We start from the raw sequence: 23757 nt of genomic DNA on the forward strand, positions 1-23757 counted from the left end.
AACATCCTGTGGTGGGCGCTCTCTCTGGGTGCCTGTTTGGGCGGCAACCTGACCTTGATCGGCGCTTCGGCCAATATCATTTCCGCGGGTATCCTCAAAAAATCCGGCTACGAGATCTCCTTCGGTGAATACATGCGCAAAAGTGCTCCAGGAGCAATTCTTTCCCTTTTCATCAGTTCCATCGTTCTAATGGTTTATCTATGGATTTTTCTATGAAAACCCAAGCCAACCAGACCCTGTATAATTTGATTCGTGCCTACATGCATTCTCTGGGAACCTCCAGAACCACAGTGGTGGCCCTTAAATCCTACATGGAGGCCGTCAGGCGGCTCAAGTGCTCGGATGCCGACTTCAGATTCATGCTTGACAGGCTCAACGCCGTGATTAAAAAGACCGAGCCCAAGGTCATCCCCCTGGTGCATCTGATCGAAGCCTTCGAGGCCGAGATGGCTGCGAGCGGTAATCTTTCTTTGGATGACGCCAAAAAGCGGGCGGTCGAAAGCCTGCTCCAGAAACTGGAAAGTTTTCAAACCGCCACGGCTGAGGTCACTCGGCAATGCATGCACTGTATTGCACCTGGTGATCTGATTATCGCCCATTCCGCCACTGCCCATATTCGGGAGGCCCTGGTCCGGGCCCACAAGGAGCTGAAACAGGACTTCAAGGTACTGGTCTTAAAGCAGGATTTCATAAGAACCAGGGAACTGATCGATGACCTGAGGCGTCATCAAGTCTACCACGTTCTGATTCCCGAATACAATTTAAGCCACTACCTGGGTTCCGCTAGCAAGCTTTTCATCGGTGCCGTCTCGGTGACCGCCGACAACCAGGCCGTCACCGGTGTCGGCACGGCCAATGTGGTCAGCCTGTGCCACTGGTATCACGTGCCGGTTTACCTGTTCGTCGAATCGATCAAGTTTGCGCACCGCGCACTGGCGGAGCAGCGCATCCATAATGAAGAGCAACATAAAACCGAGGCCGACTTCACTTTTCATATGAAGACCTTTTCCCACGACTTCGTCGATCTGAAAATGATCGACCATCTGGTTACGGACACGGGTGAACGTTAACGGCCGGCTCGCTGATTCGCTCGGCCATGCCATTGTCGGTTGGCAGAACCGCCGCAGTTGACCTGTGGGCTATGGTTGGTGGTTTTATCTTGCTGCCGGTACAGTGGTATTCCGATAGGAAGCCGCGGCGTTGGGATGGAGGGGCGGTTGGTGGTATTTAGACAAAAATGGACAACGCAGGCCTGCAGCTGTCTGCACCAGAGGCGCCTGTTGTTCGCGATCCGATGACATCGATGGATCTGAGGAGGTCTTATGCAAAACAAACGGTCGGGTTCGCCAGTTGCGATGCAAAACAAACCCGCTTCGACGCAAGAAATTGATTACACGCCAAGGAGTTACCCCTTGCGCCAACAAATGGCTGATGGGGTCAAAATGTTTGCGATCGCCGGCATCATTTTCCTCCTTTTATGGGTGTTCGAGGCCTATTTCTCATAAATAGACGCGTTCGGGGGGAGGGCCGGGCACCTGACCCACTGACGCTTTGCCCGGCTATGAGAAAATGAACCCTCCCCGCGGCAAGTCGCGGGGAATGTCCTGCCTGTAAAGGCAGTGCCGCGCAGCACCGCTAAAATGAACGTCTATTTTCAGTTCGCTCGCTAACCTCGCCGCAAGCGGGGAGGTTAGCACTCGCTATCGCGGTTCAATAGTCGGAGCGGGTCTTGCAGCAGACGAAAGGATCGATGATTGAAGGGTCGGTTTCGTTGCGGGGCGGGTCACTGGAATCGAATTGCTCCAATGGTCTCTTTGGCACCCGTTTTAGCCATTGCGATAGGCTTGCCGGTTGAGATAGGCTGATTTAGAATCGGACTATTAAAAAGGAGGGCCCATGCTGCTGAACCGAAAAAAGGTAATGATCGTTGACCCGTCGTCGATCTTCCGCCGTGAACTGAAAACGGTCATCCAGAGTCATGAAACCCTGGTGGACGTCATCGGCGCCGATAGCATCAGCGCGGCGGAAGATATGATCAGAAATCAGCTTCCGTCAGTTGTCTTTCTCGATGTCGGGTTTCCCCAGGAGCAGGTCCTCAGTTTGATCGACGTCATCAACGGTGCGGCAGGGGATATACGCCTGGTGCTTCTGACCGGGCAGGATTCTGCGTTTGTCCAAGCGGCCGGGCTGCAGGACAGGGCGGACTGTTTTCTTCCCAAAGAACAGGCTGTTGGGTTGCGTCTGGCCGATGTAATTCATGAAGTGATCAGGCAAAGCTGAACGCCTTGCGCCTCGGTCAAACGAACCGCGTTTTTGAATCGGAAAAAATCAACTCCGCCACCGCGGATCGGGTCATGCGATCAGGGGCTTTAGCATGTAGATGATGTCACTTTCCCTGGACGGGTAAGGTGTCATGACGCTCTGTCGGTAGAGCGTTTCGACCGGGATGCGGTTGCGCATGGCCAAGGTGCAGGTGTTGATCAGCCCGGTGGCGTTGTCCGACAGAACATGGGCCCCCAACAAATGCCCCTTCTCATCCACCAGCAACTTATAAGCCGCCGATGTCATCCCCACGCGCCGGTAGGTCGGCCAGGTCAGGTTTTTGCCGAAACTTTTTTTATACACCACCCCCGCTTCCTCGAGAGCCGCTTCCGTGCTGCCCACCATCCCGTACTGGGGGTAGGTGAACAACACCGACGGCACGGCCGTATAGTCCATGCCGGCTTCGTTTGTATCGCCCTTATGGCGACTGACCATGCCGGCGGCCGCCACCTGCGCCTCGGCGTCCGCCACCCGGGCCAGTTGGATGCTGTCCGCGCAGTCGCCCACGGCGTAAACGTGCGCATTCGTCGTGACCATTTTCTCATTGACGGTAACGCCGCGCTTGGTACTTTCGACCCCGGCTGCTTTCAGATTCAGGTCTTCGATGTCCGCTGTCCGACCGGCGCCATGGACTACGAGATCGGCTTCAAAGCGGCGGCCATTTTTTGTCGCGACCCTGAAGGCGTCTCCGGTCTTTTCGATCGCGGTGATATTGACATCGCAAAGGATGTCGATGCCCTCCATGGCGGATGCTTCCGTCAGCAGGTCAACCATTTCCCCATCAAAAGGCCCCAGTGGTCGGGGCCCTGCTTCCAGGATCGTGCAGCGGGTATCCCTTGGCCCGAGCCGGGCGGCGAAATGGGCGAACTCAAAGGAGATAAAGCCCCCGCCGATGAAAATGATCCGGCGGGGAAGCCGGTCCAACTCCAAAAATTCACTGCTGGTAACCATATGCTGCGCACCGTCTAAGGGCAATGGCATGGGAACCGCACCGGTGGCCAGAACGATGAAGCGGGCGGACAGTTGCTGATGGTTCGCGGAGACGGTATGTCGGCCCGTGAATCGAGCCCGCCCTCGTATCAAATCGATGCCGGCTTGTTTCAGTCCGTTGACCGTATTGTCAGGCACCCGCGAGGTAAACTGGTTTTTGGCGTCACGCAGCTCGAGCCAGCTGGCAACGGCAGCGGAGGCCACTCCGATACCGGACAGATGGCGGGAACGGGCCACGGTCTCGACACCTTCGTAGAACCATTTTTTGGCCTGGCAACCGCTGAGCGCACAGGTTCCCCCGGGCCGCGGGCTGTGTTCCACCATGCCCACGGTCAGACCATGGCGATTCAATTCGTAGGCGGCGGTTTGGCCGGCGGTTCCGGACCCGACTACCAAGGCGTCATACTGTTTGGACATGCTCTCCTCTCTAACATTCACCCAGCCGAAGCGGCCAAGCCCGTCTTACAGAACTGTCCGGATCTTTTGCCGCTAATGCCGTCGTCCCCCGTCATTCCTGGTGGGACAGATCCTCATCAACAACGCTGGGTTGCTCGGCGGGGCCGGAGATCGGTGAACAGCGGGTTTCTGTAAGGCATCGGATCATCTGCTTTTGCTGCAAGGTCAAATTCTCGAATCGGACGCCGATACCCTTGGGGTCCCGACGGACCACCTTTCCCTTGATGGCGCAGGTGCGCTCCAATACAGGAGACGTAAGGGACACGGTGAGGTGCTGGCCCACTTTAATGGGCTGTTCGGTTTCGATATAGGCACCCCCTTCGCTGATATCCCGCATGTAGCACTGGTAGGTCCAGTCGCTGATGTCATAGTCCACACCCACCAGACAATCGTACCGGTTGTGCTTGCGTTGGTTGGGGCGCTGGCTCTGCTTTTCGTCCACCATCCGGCCGCTTTCCAGCAGCATGTTCATCAGTGAGGTGTTGATCTCCCGCGGTCTTTCGCTGGAAGCATAGTCGATGTCGATCAATACGTTTTCCCAGGTGAGAATATGCAGCGCGGCGGGTTTGCCCGTTAGCAACCCCATTTTGGCGGCGGCGGGCTTGCCGTTCGAAATGTAGATCGATCCGGTTTTGCCTTTGGCCGTGATCTGAAGGGTGCAGGAACGACCCTCCAGTTCCAGCATCTGGAGAAAAGAGGAGAGTGTGAGCCCCCGTATCTGGCCGCCGTAGTCGATCTGCAATTCGGTGAAGATCCGTTTGGTGAGCATGCTGATGTCCAACGCCTGATCGAAGTGGATCACAGACGCCATCTGCTTGATCTTGGCACGGAGCATGGACGACGCGTTGTTGGTCATAAAAATGACGCGGGTGGATGGATAGTCAGCCCCCAGCAGCGACAACAGCTCGAAGGCTTCCATTTCGGGTATGTGCATGCCGGTGATCAGGACGTGAATGTCTTCCCTGGAAAGGATTTCCAAGGTTGTTTGGACATTGGTGGCGGAGCGGACCTGTAAAAAACTGCTGTGGCTTTTCAGCAACCCCACAAACGTGTGGAGCATGATGGGATCGTTGTCGACGACCAAAATGTTCTTCATCGAGTGCCGGCCTCTGTTTGGTTCTATCAGTCGTTAGCGGCGTTTCCTGATGTGCTGCGCACCGTCATCCGCCGCGTTTCTATGGTTTCGGTGTCAGGGAGAAGGAAATGGTGCCCGGATAAGGGAACCGGTCCATCCTGTGGATGCCCAGATCCTCCAACTCCGGGTAAAAAGAGCATCTTTCCGCCGGAAAAACAAACAGTTTTTCAAAACTGGAGAAGGTGGCATCATAACCCATCTGAGCAAATGCATCGGTGACTGCTGAAAAAACACCGCTTATTTTCCAGCGGTCCTGCACGATGGCGTAAATTTGATCTTGGCTGAAGGCGTCTGGATCGGTGAGATACTGCTCCCAGGGGGCGTAGCCGTTGAAAGCCAGAATGCTTTTCTTCTCCATCTCCTTGATCCCCATGAAACTGCCCGCGCCTAAACTATCCAGTTTGAGATCGGCACCAAACCGTCCGTAAAGTGCGTTCATCATTTCGGCCAACAGGGATTCGAAAATGGGTACCGTCAGCAGCGGCGTGCCCGGTTCGGTGTTGGGGTAGAATGCCAGGTGGGCACCGACAATGCTCACCGAGTCTTCGGATGCCCGCCGCTGGCTCAAGCGCAGCGAAACCCGGTGAGCTCCCCTTTGAACCGAAACCGTGTGTTCGATCAGGGTCCCCAAATCAAACGTCTTTTCAATTTCTGCCGGCAGGTCAGGGGCGGCATGGGCGACCGGGCTGCACGGATTTGTTAGACAAACCAAGGCAAATGCCAATAGCGAGATGAAAAAGTCGACGTTCATGGCAACCCTCAATAGATGGCTGTCGGTTCAGCATTCTCGAGAATGGTGGAATCGGTCTCTGTGGCACATCAGGCATCGCCGCTGACCGCAAAGCCGCTGGGCCCGATTCCGGTGGCCGAAGAGGTGCCGGCTATTTTAGCCAGGTACGTATTGCCCAGGGTGCTGATATGATCGCTGATGTTGTCGAAGTAGTTGAAATGAAGTTGTTCTTCATCGATTGTCTGTTCGAACAGTTTCATGCTCGTGCTGTCCCCGTTTTCGCGGCAGATCAGAAGAAACTGGTTGTAGATGTCGATGGTATTGTCCTCGAGGCCTGCGTCAAAGGTGAAAATCTGTTCGACAGCCTGCCCCTTGGTGACCTTTTGGTCAGGTTCCGTGGTGGGCTCGCCACCCAGTTCCTTGATCCGCTCGGCAAAACCCTCCGCGTGGCGCATCTCGTCGATGGCGATCAGCTTGACCTTTGCGGCCAGTTCTCCATAGTCCTTGTCATCCAAGTTGTAATGCTGGTTCATGTACTGCGTGATGGCTGTCAGTTCCATGGACCGGGCTTTGTTGAGCACCTCGATAACCTTGGCCTTTCTCTTTTCCCTTGCCGTCTGAGCCATTTTCAATCTCCTGTTTTAATGGGTTTAGGAATGAATCTCGTTTTTAAAGGATGTCGACCATTACTTCGTAATGATCGAATGGGGGCATAATGCAGGCACCGGCAAACCGGGTTCGGGCGGTATCGACCATATCGCGGGCGTTGGCGGCCCCTTCTGCCACCGGGTTTTCCGCGCGGTGCATGCGCTGCCGCAGCGCATGGGGCACGGTGATGCCGGCCACCTTGGTGTGCAGGAACTCGGCGTGCCGGGGTGTGCGCAGAGGCAGAATGCCCATGATCATGGGGATGCCGATCTTTCTGGTGGCGTCGGCGATCTCCTCGGCACCGGGTTCGTCGTAAACGGGCTGGGTGACGGCAAACTGGGCGCCGGCGTCCACCTTTCTCTGCAAATGATCCACTGCCCTGGCCAGGCCGTTGTTTTCGGGGTGGGTGTCAAATACCACACCGGTCTGCAGGCCCGCTTGCCGGGCCAATCGAACTAGGCCGTAAACATCGGTGTCCCGGACGTCAGTCGTATTTCCCCGGTCTTTTAAGGCCACAAAGTCGCCGGTGGCCACCAATACCGTGTCTATCCCCAGTGCCTTGGCTCCCCACAACTCTCCTTGCAGACTCAAGCGGTTGTGGTCGCGGGTGGTGAGGTGCAGGATGGCCGGTTTCTTTGTTCGTTGTTGGATTAGGGTGCACAGGGCCATGGCACTCATGCGGGGCTTGGCCACGGGGTTGGTTGCGACGCTGAATCCGAAAAATGGCAATGCGGTCAAAGATTCCAGGGCAGAAAGGACCTTTAGCGGGTCCGATCCGTCCGGGGGAACCACCTCTATGGTGACGACGAACGATTCGTTAAGCATGTTGACCCTCTCTCGGATTTGGCGTTGGTGATGAAGTCACCCTGAAAGAGACGATGGTCCACGATTCTGGCAAGGGCGCGGTTGTCCATATCAAGCGCTTCTCGATGGAGCTTCCGGGGCGGAATAAACCGCGATAGCGAACACACCCCCCGCCACTTGTCGGCGCGAAATAGAGATACCGGAGGTGGGTGGGGCAGGGTTAGCGAGCGAACTGGAAATCGCCTTTTGTATCCTTCCGGTGAATGTTCCCTGCGGCTTGTCGCGGGGTGTGTTCAATTTGGTTTTCATAGATATGGTCGCAGGCAGTCGGCGGTGCGGGCACCTTGTCGGGATGTCCGTTTCATCGGGGTGCCGGTCGTTGTTCCTCGAACTTGATTGTATGGGGTAGTTTATCGTTCCAACGGGTTCAGGTCAAGCACGGATCATCACTGCCGCCTGTTCTATGGTGAATCCTGATGGTTAACGCCTAGCGATCCCGTCCGATCGCGATGATCCCTGACGGGCGTTCGATATCAGCTTAATGTTCTAATCTGTAGGTAATAACCAACAAAAATACATAATCGTAACTTGTTCATCGATGTTTTGGTTTCGGGTGGGTTGGTATTAAACACGACATATCGGGATGTTGATATTAACCGTGGATGATGGCACGGGGTTTGATTGTCGAATAGGTATTATCCCATATTTTCTTTGAGGTCGAACCCTATGATAGCGATCAATAGAATCAATTGGAATAAAGAAATCTGGCGTAAAATACTCAACAGCGTGGCTGCCAAATATGACTGCGGCGTTCACTTTACCCTTGACGCCGGCCGGATAAATTTTGAAGGAAATCCAGATTGTGCCGAAGAGATCGTCAAGGAGGCCTTGTCCCTGGTTGGCGGCAATGCATGGTCCTTTGGCAACCGCTAACGGGTTTGCCCGGAAAGGTTGATCTCCCCTTTTTCCCCGACATGGAGGCTGGGCCGAAGCCCGCCGAGATCGAGTTTGGCATTGAGCTCAAAAGCGATGGTATCCCGCTGCGCGTTCATTAGATCGGTGAAAAATCGTATGCTGCTCAGCAGGCTGGTAGTGGTTATCAGGGTCACATCGCCTTCTCCATAGCCGTCGATAGCCGGCAGATCATTGGCGACGCCCGTCAATATTTTGTGCCCGTCAAGTTTCAGGCTGTAGGCGATCCCTACAAGTTTCAGGGCTGCTCGATTGGGATTGGTGATGTGAAGATCGATTTCGAATCGTGGCGCGATGTTGTCCGATGGCATTACCCGGATGCCGCTGACGTTGACGCTGGGCGTTTCGTAGTCGGGGCTGAGGGTGGCACAGCCCGTGATCATCAGAACCGTCGATACATAGACCAGGATCCAGTTGCACCGGGGCATCGAATTTCTCCTATGACGTGTATTCATCCACGAACCCTTTATTTTCCCATGATCATCAGCAGTGGAATGAAAACCAGGCCAGCCAGTGCCAGGTAGAGGCCGTTCAGTATGCGCTGATACTTATAGCGGGTCGTCTCGTCCGGTTCGCTGAGGGTCATTTGCTTGAACCGGCGATAATCCTCCAGCCAGCCAGTCATCATTTCCACTTGATACCCCTTGTCTTTAAGCGTCATCTTGATCTGCTGAAGTGAGTGCAGGGTGAAAACGATGGCGCCAATCAAACCAATGCTCAGCCAATTCATGTGGGTTGTCTCCTCAACGATGCAAATCTGAATGAAAAGGGGCTGTATGATCATCGATGCGCCATTCCAATGCACACCGGCCGGAAAGGCGCAAAAATGAAAGCCAACCCTACCACACATTCAATTCCCGGGCTACCGTTCAGTTTGATTTTCTGGGTTTGGCCCGCGCCGTTGGTGGGGTGGTCAGCGGATCATCCGGCCAGACATGTTTGGGGTAACGTCCTTTTAGTTCTCTTTTCACATCGAGATAGCTGCCTTTCCAAAAGCCGGAGAGGTCCCGGGTAATTTGAACGGGGCGGCCTGCCGGTGAAAGCAGATGCAGCATAACAGGCATTCGGCCTCCGGCGATAGCCGGGGTCGACGTAGCGCCGAACATTTCCTGTATCCTTACGGCCAGTATCGGGATCGGCTCACTGTAGTCGACGGGCACGCGGGATCCGCTGGGCACCGTGAGGTGGGAGGGGGCCAGTATATCCACCTGTCGTTGTTGCCGCCAACTGAGGTGATTGCGCAGTGCCTTGGAAAAATCCTTGGTTCCAAGATCTTTCAAACGCGTCATGCCCGAAAGATAGGGGGGCAGCCAATCTTCCAGGGTGCTGGAAAGCGCAGCGTCGCAGACGTCAGGCCAGGGACCGCCATCTGCATCGAGCCTTGCCAGCAGCATGACCCGAGATTGCCAGGATCGCAGGGTCCGCGTCCAGGGAAGGATGTGGATGCCGTTTGTACGAATACCGGTGATCATGGCGTCCATCACGGCGTCGGGAGCAGGATGGGTCAATGTTTCCGTTTCCATCGTCAGTGCCCCCAAAACCAGTTTGCGTTCGCCCACGACAGCCTGTCGCCGGGAATCCCAGGTCACCGCTTCCTGCCATTGGACGCGTTGGGAGAACTGATCCTGCAGGTGCTGCTTGTCGGTTTCGGCCGCTATGAAGATGCGGGCTTCCCGCCGGTCACCGTCCGTGTGCGCCACCACCAGATATTCACTGGCGCTGAGTGGTTCGGGCGGGTCGAAATAGGCACCGCGGCCGCTGGCGAGCAAAAAGCGACCCGGGCTGTCGGGTCGTTGCCGTGCAATGCGGTCGGGGTAGGCCCAAGCCAGCAGACGGCCGGGAACGGTAGCGACGTTGTTTGTATTGCTTATACCCAATCGTCGTTGAAGCTCAGCCGCTACGATCAAAATATGCCTTGCCGCCAATGAATCGAGGGTACAGCCATCCATCTTAAAAGGCTTCTTCGCCTGGTAGGCCTGCAGCGCGTCCAACCTCAATCTCAGGTCGGCATCGCGCTCCCGTCCCATAAAATGGAGGAAATCACGTTCACTCAAAATGGCGGCAATTTCACAGGCGGAGCGCCCCATCTTCTCTTTGCAGGCAGCCAGAATCATGTGCGCCAAACGGGGATGCAGGGGTAGCTCCGCCATATGCCGACCGTGTAAGGAAATTTTCCCGTCCTCGTCAAGAGCGCCCAAATCCAGGAGCAACTGACGGGCCAGGGAGAAGGCCGGGATTGGGGGTGGGTCCAGCCAGTCGAGAGCATCGGGAGTCTCGAGCCCCCAGGCAGCCAGTTCAAGGGTTAGCCCGGCCAAATCGGTGTCGAGAATCTCAGGCCGATTGTGGGGGGTGAGCGTATGGTGGGTTGCCTCATCCCACATCCGGTAGCAGATGCCCGGACCTAATCGACCGGCCCGCCCCCTGCGTTGGTCGGCCGATGCCCGGGACACCGGCAGCGTCACCAATCGAGTCATGCCGCTGCCGGGGTCGAATCGTGGCACCCGCTGCAATCCGCAGTCCACGACGACGCCGATCTGTTCGATGGTCAGGCTGGTCTCGGCGATGGACGTGGCCAGCACGATCTTGTGCTGCCCGGCCGGTGGCGGTGATATGGCCGCATCCTGCCGTTCACGGGGGAGCTTGCCATAGAGGGGGGCAACCTTCCACACGGGCGGAAGATCCCCGCTTTCAAGAAACCGGGCCACTCGTCTGATCTCTGGTGCGCCGGGCAGAAAGACGAGAATATTGCCCTCCTTCGCCGCCACCGACTTCCGGATGGCAGCGGCAACGGCGCTTTCGATGGTAGGGGATTCGGGCCTGCCCACATATCGGGTCTCTACCGAAAAGATACGGCCGTCACATCGGATCAGGGGCGCGTCATCCAACAATCCGGCCACCGCTGCAGGATCCAGCGTGGCGGACATCACCAGCAGCCGAAGATCGACGTTGAGCACCCCCTGGATGTCGCGGCACAGGGCCAGTCCCAAATCGGCATTCAGGCTGCGCTCGTGAAACTCGTCGAAGACGACCAGCCCCACACCGGCCAATGACGGGTCGCTCTGGATCATGCGGGTGAGAACACCCTCGGTGACTACCTCGATCTTCGTATTCGGACCCACCCGGCTCTCCATGCGCACCCGGTATCCTACGGTTTGGCCCACCGGCTGATCGAGCAGGGATGCCATACGGCGGGCGGCAGCCCGTGCAGCCAGACGGCGCGGGGCCAAGAGCAGCAGACGCCGGCCGGACAGCCACCTTTCTTCCAACAGGGCCAGCGGCACAGCAGTTGTTTTACCGGCACCAGGCGGTGCAACCAGCACTGCTGATGGATTGTCACGCAATGCGGACCGGAGGGGATCCAGGACAGATGCTACCGGCAGGCGGCCGATGGCACCGGTATGGTCTGTGTTTCCCATGGCTTTCAGATGATCTCTCTGAGAAACCGACCGGTATAGCTGTTCTTAACCAGGGCAACTTCTTCCGGCGGGCCCTGGGCCACGATGCGTCCACCCCCTTTGCCCCCCTCCGGCCCCAGGTCGACGATCCAGTCGGCGGTTTTTATTACATCCAGGTTGTGCTCGATCACCACTACGGTATTGCCACCGTCCACCAAACGCTGGAGTACGGCCAGCAGCATCTTGATATCCTGGAAATGCAGGCCGGTGGTGGGTTCGTCCAGGATGTAAAGGGTGCGCCCCGTCGCCCGCTTGGCCAGTTCGCGGGCCAGCTTGATGCGTTGGGCTTCGCCGCCGGATAGGGTGGTGGCCGCTTGTCCCAGCTTGATGTAGGAGAGACCCACATCCATCAGGGTGTCCAGGATACGCCGGATGCGCGGATGGTTCTTGAAAAGCTCCCGGGCCTGCATCACCGACAGGTTCAGCACATCGGCGATGGAGTGGCCCTTGTAACGGATCTCCAGGGTGGCGTCGTTGAAGCGTTTTCCCCGACAGGTTTCGCAGGGCACATAGACGTCGGCCAGAAAGTGCATCTCCACTTTGATGTAGCCGTCCCCGCTGCAGGCTTCGCAACGCCCCCCCTTGACGTTGAACGAATAGCGCCCCTTCTTGTACCCGCGCATGTTGGATTCGGGCAGCTGGGCGAAAAAATCCCGGATGAAGTCGAACACCTTGGTATAGGTGGCCGGGTTGCTGCGGGGGGTGCGGCCGATGGCCTTCTGGTCGATGTTGATCACTTTGTCCAGATGCTCCAACCCGTGGATGGCCTCGTGCCGGCCGGTCTCCAGCATGGCGTGGTGCAGCTTGCCGGCCATGGCCGGGTAGAGAATTTGATTGATCAAGGTGGACTTTCCCGCACCGGAAACACCGGTTACCGCCACCAGCAGCCCCAGCGGGATATCCACGCTGAGGTGGTCCAGGTTGTTTTCGGTGGCATCGACAATGGCGATCCACCGATGGTCGGTGGCTGCGACGCGTCGCCGGGTGGCCGGCGTTTCGATCTCATCCCGGCCGCTCAGATACCGGCCGGTTAGAGAGGCTTTGCGGCGCATGATCTGCTTGGGTGTGCCCTGGGCCACGATTTCACCCCCCAGGTGCCCTGCGCCCGGACCGAAGTCAACGATCCAGTCCGACGACGCCATGGTTTCCCGGTCGTGCTCGACGACGATGAGTGTGTTGCCGATGTCCCGAAGATGGCGCAGGGTGCCGAGCAGCTTGATGTTGTCCCGCTGGTGAAGACCGATGGAGGGCTCGTCCAGGATGTAGAGCACCCCGGTGAGCTCCGATCCCACCTGGGAGGCCAGACGGATGCGCTGGGATTCACCGCCGGACAGGGTGGGACCTTTGCGGCTGAGGGACAGGTAGTCCAGCCCCACGTTGACCAGAAAACCCAGCCGGCCGGTAATTTCTTTGAGCAGTTCATCGGCGATGATTTTTCGGTTGCCGGTTAGCTTCAATCCGGTAAGAAAATCCTGCGCTTCCCGAATGGTCATCTCAGTGACGTCGATAATGGAGCGGCCGCCAATTTTTACGGCCAGCACTTCGGGTTTCAAGCGCCGCCCACCACAGGTGTCACAGGGCCGTGTAGAGAGGAATCGGCCGTAATACTTTTTTGCGTTTTCCGATTCGGTCTGTGTATAGCGGCGCATGAGGGTGTTGAGCAGACCTTCATAGGTCGTGGTATATGACCCCTGAATTTTTTCTGCATTCCAGCTCACCGTCAGTTCGCGACTGCCCGAGCCATAGAGAATCAATTGCTTCTGCCGATTGGGCAGGCGGTTCCAGGGTGTGTCGAGGTCCACTCCCCATTGCTCTTCCATGGCCTTCAATTGTTCTGCCGTCCAGGAGCCGTTGAGTTTTCCCTTGCCGGAAAAATGGCCTTGCCAGGGAATGACGGTTCCCTGACGGATGGTGAGCGCGCCGTCGGCGATGATCCGGTCTGCGTCCATGGCCAGTTTGGCGCCGATACCGTTACAGTCCGGGCACATGCCCATGGGCGAGTTGAAGGAGAATAGTGGCGGGTCCAGTTCCGGATAGGCGATGCCGCAGCAGGAGCGGGCCTCGCTCATGGGGATGTCGCCGCTGGCCATGCGGTGCACGATGATGCGGCCCTCGCCCAGGCGCAGGGCGGTTTCCACCGAGTCGGTCAATCGTTTCTTGAAGCTGCCTGCTTTAGATATCTTCAGGCGATCCACCACCGCTTCAATGGTGTGCTTCTTGTAACGGGCCAGGGCCTGGACGGCTTCGATCTCCTGCACCACGCCGTTGACACGCACCCGGGCGTATCCCTGCCGTTGAAGCCGGGCCATGACCTCCTTGTGCTCTCCCTTACGGCTGTCGATAACCGGTGCCAGGATGAGAACTTTTGTGTCTTCGGGCATCTCCAGGATGCGGTCAACCATGCTCTGGGCGTCTCCCTTGCCCACAGGGAGGTTGCATTTCAGGCAGGTTTGCTCGCCGATGCGTGCGTAGAGTACGCGAAGGTAATCGTAGATCTCGGTGATGGTACCCACCGTGGACCGGGGGTTTTTGCTGGCTGATTTCTGCTCGATAGAGATGGTCGGTGACAACCCCCGGATGGTGTCGTAGCGGGGTTTTTCCATCTGACCGATAAATTGGCGGGCATAGGCGGACAGGGACTCCACATAGCGGCGTTGGCCCTCGGCGAAGATGGTGTCGAAGGCCAGGCTGGATTTGCCCGAGCCGGACACGCCGGTGAAGACGATGAGTTTCTTTTTGGGCAGGCTGACATCGATCTGCTTCAGGTTGTGTTCACGGGCGCCCTTGACCTCGATGGAATTCAGTTCCATGGTTTTTCTTTTCTTCCGGTACCGGTGGACGGCGACCGGACTATCTCCGTTGGGTCGGTTTTTCATGTCATTTTTTCCGTATCGGCTTCTTCGGCGGCCATAAGGGCCTTCCGGTTGCCGCCTCGTCTCAATCCGTGTCATCTATCTGGTGCGACAAACCGGTTGCAAGGGGTTGTCGGCTGTCATAATATCCGGGAAAAATAAGTATCGATGCCGTCCTTGTCCACGCCGACCCATGCGATGGGAAACAACAGACACCATAGGAGCCCAAGGATGCCTCAAACCACCACCGGTTCGGTTTACCACGAAACCTATTACGATTACTTGGAACAGTTAGAAAAGATGCGGTTCGACGGAAAAGAAGCGGTGCTTGGCATCAGGTTGGATGGCGACACGGTGGTGGTGCCTTATTTCGGCCAGTCCATCCGGTTGACGGCTGACGGACTGAAGGATGAAGCGGGGCGCCGTCCCGATTTTTCCGATTGTGTGGTGGTGCTCCGATACCTGATCATGTGTCCACGGTTCGAACCCAAGCAAAAAGAATGGGCGGCCTATCGTGATTTTCCCGATGCCGGCCCGCTCACGGTATTCTGGAACGACACCGTGGAAAGGCCGCTGGCCAGGACCTTTTCAGGGCGTGTCAACGCGCTTGAAAAAGCCTGTGACGTCTTGGGTGGCAGCCTGCCGGATACAGACATCACCTGCGACCTGTGCCGCAATTTCATCCCGCTGCCCAAGATGCCCCTTCTGCTGGTCTTCAACGATGCAGACGACGATTTCCCCGCATCGGCCTCACTCCTTCTCGAAAAGCGGGCATCGACATATCTTGATGCCGAGAGCCTGGCCATCTTGGGCCACCTGTTGTCGAGCCGGCTGCTGGCCGCGGCCAGCGGCTGAACCAACTTTCGATTTTGGGCTTGATTCTTTCCTAAAGTCTGCTTAACATTCCAAAAAAACCTTACACCGACCTGTTCAAGGCGTACTCGCCAAAACACCCCCGCTATGTCGGGGGGCGCTTTTTTCTGCATTGCCATTGGCCCCACATATTATTGAGACGAACCGCTTGCCGGAACTTGCGGCAGTCAAGAAAGGGTTGCACATGACCATTAGAACCAAAATCGTTGCCACCATCGGCCCCGCTTCGAATTCCCCCGACATGCTTAAAAAGCTGGTTGCAGCCGGCACCAATGTGGCCCGGTTGAATTTTTCTCACGGCAACTACGAAACCCACTCAGAGGCGATCCGCAACATCCGCTCCGTCGCCCGAACGCTCAACCGGTCGGTCGGCATCCTGCTGGACCTTCAAGGGCCTAAAATCCGTGTGGGCAAGCTGGAAAACGGCAAGCCGGTGCGGCTGAAGCGCGGCGCTGCGTTTTCCATCACCTCAGCGCCCGTGGCGGGTACGGCGCAGATGGTCTCCACCACCTACCAGAATCTGCATTTGGATGTGCAGGCCGGTGACACCATTTTACTGGACGACGGCCTGATCCGGCTCCAGGTTGAATCCAAGACCCGCGACACCGTCGACTGCAAGGTGATCCACGGCGGCATGCTGAATTCCAACAAAGGCATCAACCTGCCGGGTGTGAAGGTCTCCGCCCCATCGCTGACGGAAAAGGACATCCGGGACGTGAATTTCGGCATCAAGAACGGGGTGGACTTTTTTGCCCTCTCATTCGTACGCAGAGCCGAAGATCTGGAGACGATCAAATCCATCATGAAAAGGCAGGGGGTGCGTATCCCGGTGATCGCCAAGATTGAAAAACCCGAGGCCGTGGAAAACCTGGAGGCCATTATGGAGGTCGCCGACGGCATCATGGTTGCCCGTGGAGACCTTGGCGTGGAGATGCAACCTGAATTGGTACCGATTATTCAGAAAAAAATAATCTCCGCGGCTGTCCGCAATAACAAGCCGGTAATTACCGCCACTCAAATGCTGGAAACCATGAGTGTCAATCCCATACCCACCCGTGCCGAAGCGTCGGATGTGGCCAATGCCATTTTCGACGGTACCGATGCCGTGATGCTTTCCGGTGAAACCGCCTCCGGTAAATACCCGGTCAAGGCGGTGCAGATGATGGTTAAAATCGCTGAGCAGTCAGAAAGCTCACCCTTTTTAAAGGTTAATCAGCACTACGATTCGGACACGGCAGATCCGGTAACCCACGCCGTTGCCCAGAGTGCGGTGAACATCCTTCAGGAGGTCAACGCCCGGTGCATCATTGCCTTTTCGGTTTCCGGGAGTACCTCCAAGCAGATCTCCAAGCAGCGTCCGTCCAAACCGGTTTACGCATTCACATCGCGGATGGATACCTACCATCGCCTGTCATTGCTGTGGGGTATCACCCCCATGTTCATTGCCGACATCGATAATGCCGACCGCCTGGTGAAATCCAGTGAGAGCCTGCTTATCGGAAAAAATTCTGTCGAGAAGGGTGACCTGGTGGTGCTGGTCATCGGCATGGGGCTCAAGGCCGGTTCAACCAACATCATCAAACTTCACCGTGTGGGGTATGATGATTGATTCCTGTGAAGGGTAATTCGTAAGACCAATTCCTCACCTACCGGTCGGTCAGGCATACCGGCCGCCCATGGTCGCAGATGACCAATGAATCGGCATAGGAAGAAAGGCAAACCATATGCCCGTAGAAAGAATGGAATACAGTGATGCCCGGTCAATGATGAAACCGGGAGATGTCATCGCCTTCGGCGGCAAGGGCCATTTTTCCGAATTGATCAAGTTTGCCACCCGTGCGGACGTTTCCCACGTGGGGGTAATTCTCCAGACCCGGGTCGTGGATGACAACACCGGACGGTTTTTCAATCAGATTATCGAATCCACCTCGATCAACGACTTCAACGGCGTCGTCATTTCCAGACTCAGTGATCGAATGGATACATACGAGGGAGAGATTTGGTGGTTGCCGCTCGATGACGGGCTTCGCCAGGAAAAGTTCGATTCGGTCAGCTTCTATAACTTTCTCTTCAATCAAGCTCGAGATCGCAAAGGGTACGATGTACCCCAAGCACTCAGATCGGCCCTGGATGCCTTGGATGAGCTGCCTTTTGGCCTCCATGGACCCGGGTATAACCGTGAGGACTTCAGCCGGTTCTTCTGCTCGGAGCTGGTGGCCGCTGGCCTGGAAAAAGCCGGCACCGTCGGTGCGGTGAACGCCTCGGAGGTGACACCCATCGACCTGTGCCGATGGAAAATATACGCCAACACCTGTTTCCAGCTCAAAGGAGAAGTCGACAAGCAAATCTCACGCTACAACTCCCTGGATCCGGCTGCTTGGAGCGTTTAGCTGCCCTTGCACCGGGGCGATCTTTGACGAGGCAACGAGAGGTCTATTCGATGTCAGCTTTCGGTGATGTGGGAAAGGATCTTTTTCTTGAGGCGTTGTAACCAGGTTTCTTCGGCGGGGGAGGGGCTTTCGGGGGCAATACAGGCCCGTTTGAGGAACCGCCCGAAATCGGGGTTGATTTTCCCGAACTGAACAATCCTGTCGATGGATAGCAGATTTTGCAGGGTCGGGGTGGGCATCTTGATGCCCGACTCCCGGCGAATGGTTTCCATGGTAATGGACAGGGCGTAAATGGTTACCCTCTCTGCCATTTCTTCAGCCGATAATCCGGAACCGACTCCGTGCATGGCATGGAGTACCTCGTGGACGCAGGACACCAGGACCGGGTCACCCATATCAAGGGGTTGGGTGCATTGATCGATGGTAAAATTGCTGTCGAGGAAATCGTCGCAAAGCTTCTGGAGCGTTTTAATCCAAAAATCACTCAAATTCTGGGGCAGTACGGCACTGGCACCGTTGGAGAGCACTTCGTTGGAAAATCGGGACAGCATGTGAAAAACTCCTTAACGTTGAAGATCGCGCCGTTTTTACCATAATTCGTCATCTATGCCCACTCAAAATTTGCGGGCATGCAGGTGAAAATACCCGTCATCCCTGCGTTCAGCCGGCGGTGGTGAGGCCCATAGGCGTTGTTACCAGTTGGGGGTAAATAATTCGAAGTAGTTTGACGGGCGCACACAGGCCGGACATTTTTCCGGTGCCTGCGGCCCCTCGTGGATGTATCCGCAGTTGATACAGCGCCAGACCCGGCTGGATTCCCGGCGGAACGTTCTGCCTGTATCCACGTTTGCGGCCAGTCCGCGAAACGTTTTTTCATGCTGCACCTCAGCAACGGATATGGCGTCCCAGACGTCAGCCGCCCGGTTGAATCCCTCCTCGCGGCCAATGTTCGCAAACCCCGGGTACAGGTCACTGTGGACGAATTTTTCTAAATCCGCTGCAGACAGCAAGTTGTCCAGGGTGGATCTGACCACGCCGGTAAGAAAACGGGCGTTTATTTCCAGCTCGCCGCCGTTGAAAAACTTGAAAAACCGCAGTGCATGCTCGCACTCTTGCCCGGCGGTTTCCTTGAAGATGGAAGCGATCTGGATATACCCGTCACGTTCGGCCTGATCGGCGAAAAACGAGTAGCGGGTGGTCGCCTGGGATTCGAAGGCGTAGGAGGTCAGTAGGTTTTTAGCGGTCCGGCTCTCTCTGAATCTGCCCATTCAACTACCTCCGGCAATATAGGGGTCATGTGCTGCGAATGCAGTGATTTTCGGCTAAAAAAGCGGAGCGGCTTCGCCAGATCGTTACCATGTGGCGAACGCCGCTCCCACGGACGCGTCGACAAATTAAACTAAATCGATTGGCTGGGTGCTAATTTTCAATGATTTCGATGGCGTCTGCACCGCACTCACTGGCCGCCTGGCGGACCACGTCCTCGTACTTTTCGGGGATGACGTCGAATTTGACGGTGGATTGCAGTTGATCTTCGTCATATTCAAAGACTTCGGGGCAAAGCTTGTTGCAGTTCCTGTCTCCCATGCACTGGCTGTCGATTTTTACTTTCATTCGATTTTCTCCTTGTCAAATAGAATGAGGGTGCCTGGTTGAGGCGGTTAAGTGATAATAGGTTGAATCCTCTGGGTGTTGAGCCGAGAATACAAGCTGGCCGAACCATAGCCCAAAATAGGTGAGAATTCAATGTCGCGCATGGCGCTCCGCTTTGAATGCCTGCGTTGTTGCTACAATATCCGGTAGCGAACGGCTATCGGATCGGTTTTGCTGACTTTCTGCCCTAAACCGATCACTCCTTCGGCCTCCAATTGTATGGCATCCCTGCGCAGCAATCGGGGCTCTTCGTCCGGAAGTTTCAAAAATGTTCCATTGGTGCTCTGATCAATGAGCATGAAGCGATTCCGTTGCAACTCGATGCGGGCGTGCATACGTGAAACCAATGGTTCGTCAACGATCAGGTGATTGGCGACGCCCCGGCCCATGGTCAGAATGGGCCGTTCGTGATCCACTAAAAGGCGTTGCTGCAGGTACCGAATTTGAAGGAGATCTTTTTCCGCGGTCAACGATGCAATCATCTCCTCGGTAAGGGAGTTGGACATGGTCAACATCTCGGGCTTTCCCCAGATCAACTCATGGATCTCCATAACATCGTCTTTTCCCCTAACCCGCGTCCGGTCAACGATTCGCGCCCGCCGCTTCAAGGTCAGTTTCATCAATGCAAGCGTCTCTTTGTTGGTGATAATCTGATCGCTTTTCGCCAGTTCCACCATGCGTGCCGCCACGTTCACCGCGTCTCCAAACACATCTTCGGGCTCACAGATTACCTCTCCGTGGTGAAATCCGATTCTCAAGCGGATGTTGGCCTGGACCATATTAGGATTAAAAGATATCTCTTCATGCATCTGCTTGGCGGTTTCGGCGGCCTGGTTGGGTGTCACAAAGGTGCACATCACTTCGTCGCCAATGGTTTTGATGACGGTTCCATCATTTTCTCTGGCCAGTTCTTTCAGGTGTGTCAAGCAGTCGGAAATCAGTTCCCGTGCCTTGAAATCGCCAAACGTGTCGTAAAGGCGGGTGCTGCCGGCGATATCGGCAAAGAGAATGGTTAATCGGTTGCTGGAGAGGGTGTCCATATCAAGCGTCCACATGGCCGATGAAGGTTGACTCGGCACCTACAGCGGCAGACTCGCATGGCTGCAGCGGGTTGTCAAGATGCTGAAGGGGGAGTGATCGTGACAGCCAAGTGGTCCGTCCCTTTTAGCCGTTCACGAATGAGCCGCAATGGCCATCAGTTAACAGATCCCACCCTGCCGACAATTCGGATGCATTCGTTCACCATCGAATGAATTGAGTTGTGACTTTTTATGCACCCCGGAAGAAAACCTTTACTTCCACAGGTGGGATTTGTCCGCGAACTGAATAGCGAAAACTGATTTATTATTAGGCGCTTTTACACAGCATGTGGTGGTGCCTGCGTAATTGGCACCATAGTTGCTGGAAAATAAGGCGACCGACAGTTCAGACCGAACTGCTCGATAATGGCAAACCACCCGAAAGGATGGGACGCAAAGCCACTGGCCTAAATCTTCTGGTATCCGGAAGACAGGGTAGCAGGGCCGCCGAAGGCAAACGGTTGAATCCTCCGCGGATCCACCGGTTGTCCAAATCAATATCCACGGAGGATAGCAGCATGTCAAAGCGGTTTAACATCCCGTTCAACACCCTTGTATGGTTGGCCCTTACCATCGGAATAGTTCATTTCGCTTCCAGCTTATGCTTTTCCGCTGACGCTTACCCCATACCGCAGACGGCTGAAGTAACCTTGGCCTGGGATCCCAACGACCCCGCTCCAGATGGCTACCGGATCTATCAGCGAGAGGAAGGACAGGCTTACACCTACAGCCAGCCTTGCTGGACTGGACCCGGTACCTCCGGCACCGTCTACAACCTGGATCGGGATACCACCTATTTCTTTGTCGTGCGGGCTTATGTCGGCGCATTGGAGAGCGCAGATTCCGAAGAGGTGTCGTTTGTCTCTCCATCATCTGAATTGGCGACTTATGTTGTCACGGCCACGGCAGGTGAGAATGGTTCCATTTCACCGGGCGGCACGGTCGAGGTGGTCGAAGCGTCTGACCAAACCTTCATCATCACGCCGGAGGTCGGCCATCATGTGGCGGATGTAAAAGTGGATGAAGTGTCCAAGGGTGCGATTGCCGCCTATACGTTCAGTCAGGTCAACGCCAATCACACCATTGAGGCCAGCTTTGCCCCCGATACCCACATCATTTCCGCCACAGCCAGTGCAAACGGCAATATCAACCCGGTTGGAAGCACCAATGTTGCGCATGGAGCCGACCAGACATTCATCATATCACCCGATGCCGGTTGCCGGGTGGCCAATGTCATGGTTGACGGGGTGGCCAAAGGCGCCCTTTTATCTTATACCTTCGAGGGTGTGACGGACAGCCATACGATCATCGCCAGCTTTGTTGTCGACACGCACCAAATCAATGCGACCGCGGGAACCGACGGCAGCATATCACCGGAAGGCACCCTGAGCGTCGGTCATCTGGCCAGCCAGCGTTTCACGATAAATCCGTCCACCGGCCATCATGTCGCCGATGTCGTGGTTGATGGGGCGTCCATCGGTGCGGTCAATAGCTATATTTTTGACCAAATCGTTGCTGACCACAACATTCATGCGACCTTTGCGGCCGACACGGTTGCCATTACCGCTACTGCCGGTGCCAATGGAGCCATTGCACCTGACGGAGTCGTGAATGTCACTTATGGTGGCAGCCAGACCTATACCTTCTCCGCAAATAACGGGTTCTGCATCTCAGATGTTCAGGTCGATGGACAATCCATGGGAGCCATCGGTAGCTATACCTTTTCGAATGTAACCAACCCACACACCATCTCGGTCGGCTTCTCAGAAATACAAGTGGCGAACATCCGGATCGAAGCAGAAGACGGCAACCTGTTTTGGCCCATGGAGATCGGCGATGATCCCACCGCTGCCGCCGGCGGGTATATATGGGTTCCCACAGGCAGTGGAAATATCCTCACCCTTCCCGGCGATACAGGCTATGCAGAATATCATTTTGAAGTCCCGAAAACCGGAGACTACGTCATATGGGGTCGTCAAATTTCAAACGACACCGGCAGCGACTCCTTCTTCGTCTCAGTTGATGGTCAAAGCGAAATGGTCTGGCACACCAAGCTTGGCGGCCAGGACGTATGGACCTGGGACGTCGTCAGCGAACGCACCGCCGGTGAGCCACGCCAAACAACCAATCCGAAAACGTATTGGATGGAGGCTGGTAGTCATACCCTCTCAATAATACAGCGCGAAGACGGAACCAAGCTCGACAGCATCTTTGTCACCAATGATGCAAGGCTATCAGTTTCAGATATAGAGGCTGCCTTTCAAGCTCCTGTCATCGCGGTTGACACCTATGACCGATGTATTTCTGGAATGGACACCGCAAGCATCGGCCTCGATGCCAATGATCCGGGAAACGGGAATTTGACCTACGCATGGGAACTCCCGGATGGCGGCTCGATTTCAGGTTCCGGAAACCGCGTCGAGTTTATCCCGGATCCAATCGGTCCCCATGCCTGCCCCTATCAGGTCACTGTGGTTGTAACCTCCGAGGCCACATTACTATCCGCATCGGCCACCTTCGATATCTATGTAGGACTGTCTGGTGACATAAACGGCGACGGGGTTGTGAACTTGGCGGACCTGGCTCGCTTAAGAGCAGATTTTGGAAAAGTCGGTGTTCTCGGCGGGGTACCGGCGGATTTGAACACCGACGGCAGCGTTAATCTATTAGATTTTGCCATCATGAGGAGTCAATATGGCCAGAATGGGTGTGCGTGTCAATGAGTTTGACACGGCATGCACGATGAAAAAGTAGAAATCCCTTCGAACCCTAAGCATTCATTCGGAACATGAACAGGTCTCCCTCCCCATGATGTCGCCGGGGAGGGAGACCTGTTTCGGCATTGTTGCCCGGTTTTGAGGCAAATAAATTCTCCTGGAGCAGGTATTGTCGAATCATCATTATTTAATCAGGATATCCAAGAACTGGTCGGGTAGATATCCCCGGCTCTGAAAAAACGGCACCTATCCCCAATCCAATCTTCCTTTTGCATGGATATGGATTCAATCTTTGGACGGAGTGCAAATTTCGAACTTACCGAAGTCTCGAGAGTTACCATTCTTGCATGGCTGGGTTGGGTTTCCTGCCTCATGTCTATTTTCACTCCGTGATTGAATCCTGAATAAACAGCGGTCATGCTAGCGTTTAGCCGTCTATAGGCTGGCCTTCAAGGCGCTTGGCATCATCTGTGCTTTGGGCATGGTTGGATTACTACCGACGGCTCGATAAGGACGACCATCCAGAAGGATGGGACCCAGAGCCGCCGGTCTAACTCATTTTTCATCATCCATTAACAGCGGGGGTGCCCAAGGCAAGTGGTTGTGTCCACCATAAGTCCATCTATCGTCCACAATGAATACGGAGGCTAATGTATGTTGAGCTGGTATTTCGCCCGTACC

21 protein-coding genes, 1 pseudogene and 1 riboswitch are annotated in these 23757 nt (G+C 55.7%); of the genes and pseudogenes, 9 read left to right on the forward strand and 13 right to left on the reverse strand.

The features are described 5' to 3' along the window. The 4 genes and pseudogenes from ABYV26_RS04275 to ABYV26_RS04290 form a co-directional block, all read left to right on the forward strand. Nucleotides 1-216 (forward strand): annotated as a pseudogene (locus ABYV26_RS04275) (citrate transporter); the annotation flags it as partial. After that, a complete protein-coding gene (locus ABYV26_RS04280) occupies nucleotides 213-1070 on the forward strand; it encodes a hypothetical protein (protein ID WP_372678486.1) in 858 nt (285 codons plus the stop codon). The pseudogene ABYV26_RS04275 and the gene ABYV26_RS04280, both read left to right, overlap by 4 nt. A gap of 252 nt (nucleotides 1071-1322) precedes the next feature. Further along, complete coding sequence (locus ABYV26_RS04285) at nucleotides 1323-1505, forward strand: hypothetical protein (protein ID WP_372678488.1); 183 nt, start codon at nucleotides 1323-1325, stop codon at nucleotides 1503-1505. A gap of 391 nt (nucleotides 1506-1896) precedes the next feature. After that, the gene (locus ABYV26_RS04290) at nucleotides 1897-2280 is read left to right on the forward strand and encodes a response regulator (protein ID WP_372678490.1); all 384 of its coding nucleotides are present in this window, start codon (nucleotides 1897-1899) and stop codon (nucleotides 2278-2280) included. Between the two features lie 72 nt (nucleotides 2281-2352). On the opposite strand, the gene ABYV26_RS04295 is transcribed toward ABYV26_RS04290, so the two are convergent. From ABYV26_RS04295 to ABYV26_RS04315, 5 genes are all read right to left on the reverse strand, one after another. Next, nucleotides 2353-3729, reverse strand: coding sequence for an NAD(P)/FAD-dependent oxidoreductase (locus ABYV26_RS04295; RefSeq protein WP_372678492.1), 1377 nt, complete (start codon nucleotides 3727-3729; stop codon nucleotides 2353-2355). 91 nt (nucleotides 3730-3820) lie between these two features. Beyond that, nucleotides 3821-4864 (reverse strand): PilZ domain-containing protein, encoded by a 1044-nt coding sequence (locus ABYV26_RS04300; protein ID WP_372678494.1) that lies wholly within the window; start codon nucleotides 4862-4864, stop codon nucleotides 3821-3823. 79 nt (nucleotides 4865-4943) lie between these two features. Further along, on the reverse strand, nucleotides 4944-5654 hold the full coding sequence (locus tag ABYV26_RS04305; protein WP_372678495.1) for a hypothetical protein: 711 nt from the start codon (nucleotides 5652-5654) through the stop codon (nucleotides 4944-4946). Between the two features lie 68 nt (nucleotides 5655-5722). Then, entirely contained in the window at nucleotides 5723-6259 is a 537-nt protein-coding gene (locus ABYV26_RS04310) for a bacterioferritin (protein ID WP_372678496.1), read from the reverse strand. 43 nt (nucleotides 6260-6302) lie between these two features. After that, nucleotides 6303-7106 (reverse strand): methylenetetrahydrofolate reductase, encoded by an 804-nt coding sequence (locus ABYV26_RS04315; RefSeq protein ID WP_372678498.1) that lies wholly within the window; start codon nucleotides 7104-7106, stop codon nucleotides 6303-6305. A gap of 705 nt (nucleotides 7107-7811) precedes the next feature. Here ABYV26_RS04315 and ABYV26_RS04320 point away from each other — a divergent pair. After that, complete coding sequence (locus ABYV26_RS04320) at nucleotides 7812-8018, forward strand: hypothetical protein (protein WP_372678500.1); 207 nt, start codon at nucleotides 7812-7814, stop codon at nucleotides 8016-8018. Here the strand turns inward: ABYV26_RS04320 and ABYV26_RS04325 are convergent. The 4 genes from ABYV26_RS04325 to uvrA form a co-directional block, all read right to left on the reverse strand. Beyond that, nucleotides 8015-8485, reverse strand: coding sequence for an LEA type 2 family protein (locus ABYV26_RS04325; RefSeq protein WP_372678502.1), 471 nt, complete (start codon nucleotides 8483-8485; stop codon nucleotides 8015-8017). The genes ABYV26_RS04320 and ABYV26_RS04325 overlap by 4 nt on opposite strands. A gap of 38 nt (nucleotides 8486-8523) precedes the next feature. After that, nucleotides 8524-8787, reverse strand: coding sequence for a hypothetical protein (locus tag ABYV26_RS04330; RefSeq protein WP_372678504.1), 264 nt, complete (start codon nucleotides 8785-8787; stop codon nucleotides 8524-8526). A gap of 139 nt (nucleotides 8788-8926) precedes the next feature. Further along, nucleotides 8927-11473, reverse strand: coding sequence for an ATP-dependent helicase HrpB (hrpB, locus tag ABYV26_RS04335; RefSeq protein WP_372678506.1), 2547 nt, complete (start codon nucleotides 11471-11473; stop codon nucleotides 8927-8929). 5 nt (nucleotides 11474-11478) lie between these two features. After that, nucleotides 11479-14388 carry an excinuclease ABC subunit UvrA gene (gene uvrA / locus ABYV26_RS04340; protein ID WP_372678508.1) on the reverse strand — a complete coding sequence of 970 codons (2910 nt, stop codon included), beginning with the start codon at nucleotides 14386-14388 and terminating at the stop codon, nucleotides 11479-11481. Nucleotides 14389-14595: 207 nt separating this feature from the next. Between uvrA and ABYV26_RS04345 the strand changes: the two genes are divergently transcribed. The 3 genes from ABYV26_RS04345 (at nucleotide 14596) to ABYV26_RS04355 (ending at nucleotide 17627) form a co-directional block, all read left to right on the forward strand. Further along, entirely contained in the window at nucleotides 14596-15219 is a 624-nt protein-coding gene (locus tag ABYV26_RS04345; RefSeq protein WP_372678510.1) for a DUF3786 domain-containing protein, read from the forward strand. A gap of 202 nt (nucleotides 15220-15421) precedes the next feature. Next, a complete protein-coding gene (pyk, locus tag ABYV26_RS04350; RefSeq protein ID WP_372678512.1) occupies nucleotides 15422-16846 on the forward strand; it encodes a pyruvate kinase in 1425 nt (474 codons plus the stop codon). Between the two features lie 115 nt (nucleotides 16847-16961). Beyond that, on the forward strand, nucleotides 16962-17627 hold the full coding sequence (locus ABYV26_RS04355; RefSeq protein ID WP_372678513.1) for a hypothetical protein: 666 nt from the start codon (nucleotides 16962-16964) through the stop codon (nucleotides 17625-17627). A gap of 53 nt (nucleotides 17628-17680) precedes the next feature. On the opposite strand, the gene ABYV26_RS04360 is transcribed toward ABYV26_RS04355, so the two are convergent. From ABYV26_RS04360 to ABYV26_RS04375, 4 genes are all read right to left on the reverse strand, one after another. Further along, entirely contained in the window at nucleotides 17681-18178 is a 498-nt protein-coding gene (locus tag ABYV26_RS04360) for a hypothetical protein (RefSeq protein WP_372678514.1), read from the reverse strand. A 141-nt stretch (nucleotides 18179-18319) separates the two neighbouring features. Then, the gene (gene rbr, locus ABYV26_RS04365) at nucleotides 18320-18895 is read right to left on the reverse strand and encodes a rubrerythrin (RefSeq protein WP_372678515.1); all 576 of its coding nucleotides are present in this window, start codon (nucleotides 18893-18895) and stop codon (nucleotides 18320-18322) included. Nucleotides 18896-19046: 151 nt separating this feature from the next. Beyond that, nucleotides 19047-19241 (reverse strand): ferredoxin, encoded by a 195-nt coding sequence (locus ABYV26_RS04370; RefSeq protein ID WP_372678517.1) that lies wholly within the window; start codon nucleotides 19239-19241, stop codon nucleotides 19047-19049. A 173-nt stretch (nucleotides 19242-19414) separates the two neighbouring features. Beyond that, on the reverse strand, nucleotides 19415-20320 hold the full coding sequence (locus ABYV26_RS04375; protein WP_372678519.1) for an adenylate/guanylate cyclase domain-containing protein: 906 nt from the start codon (nucleotides 20318-20320) through the stop codon (nucleotides 19415-19417). A 397-nt stretch (nucleotides 20321-20717) separates the two neighbouring features. Beyond that, nucleotides 20718-20811: riboswitch (cyclic di-GMP riboswitch) on the forward strand. A gap of 66 nt (nucleotides 20812-20877) precedes the next feature. Here ABYV26_RS04375 and ABYV26_RS04380 point away from each other — a divergent pair. Continuing rightward, the gene (locus ABYV26_RS04380; RefSeq protein WP_372678521.1) at nucleotides 20878-23082 is read left to right on the forward strand and encodes a dockerin type I domain-containing protein; all 2205 of its coding nucleotides are present in this window, start codon (nucleotides 20878-20880) and stop codon (nucleotides 23080-23082) included. The last annotated feature ends 675 nt before the right edge of the window (nucleotides 23083-23757 follow it).

The sequence above is a fragment of the Desulfosarcina sp. genome (genome assembly GCF_041551955.1).
In the GTDB taxonomy this organism is placed as follows: domain Bacteria; phylum Desulfobacterota; class Desulfobacteria; order Desulfobacterales; family Desulfosarcinaceae; genus Desulfosarcina.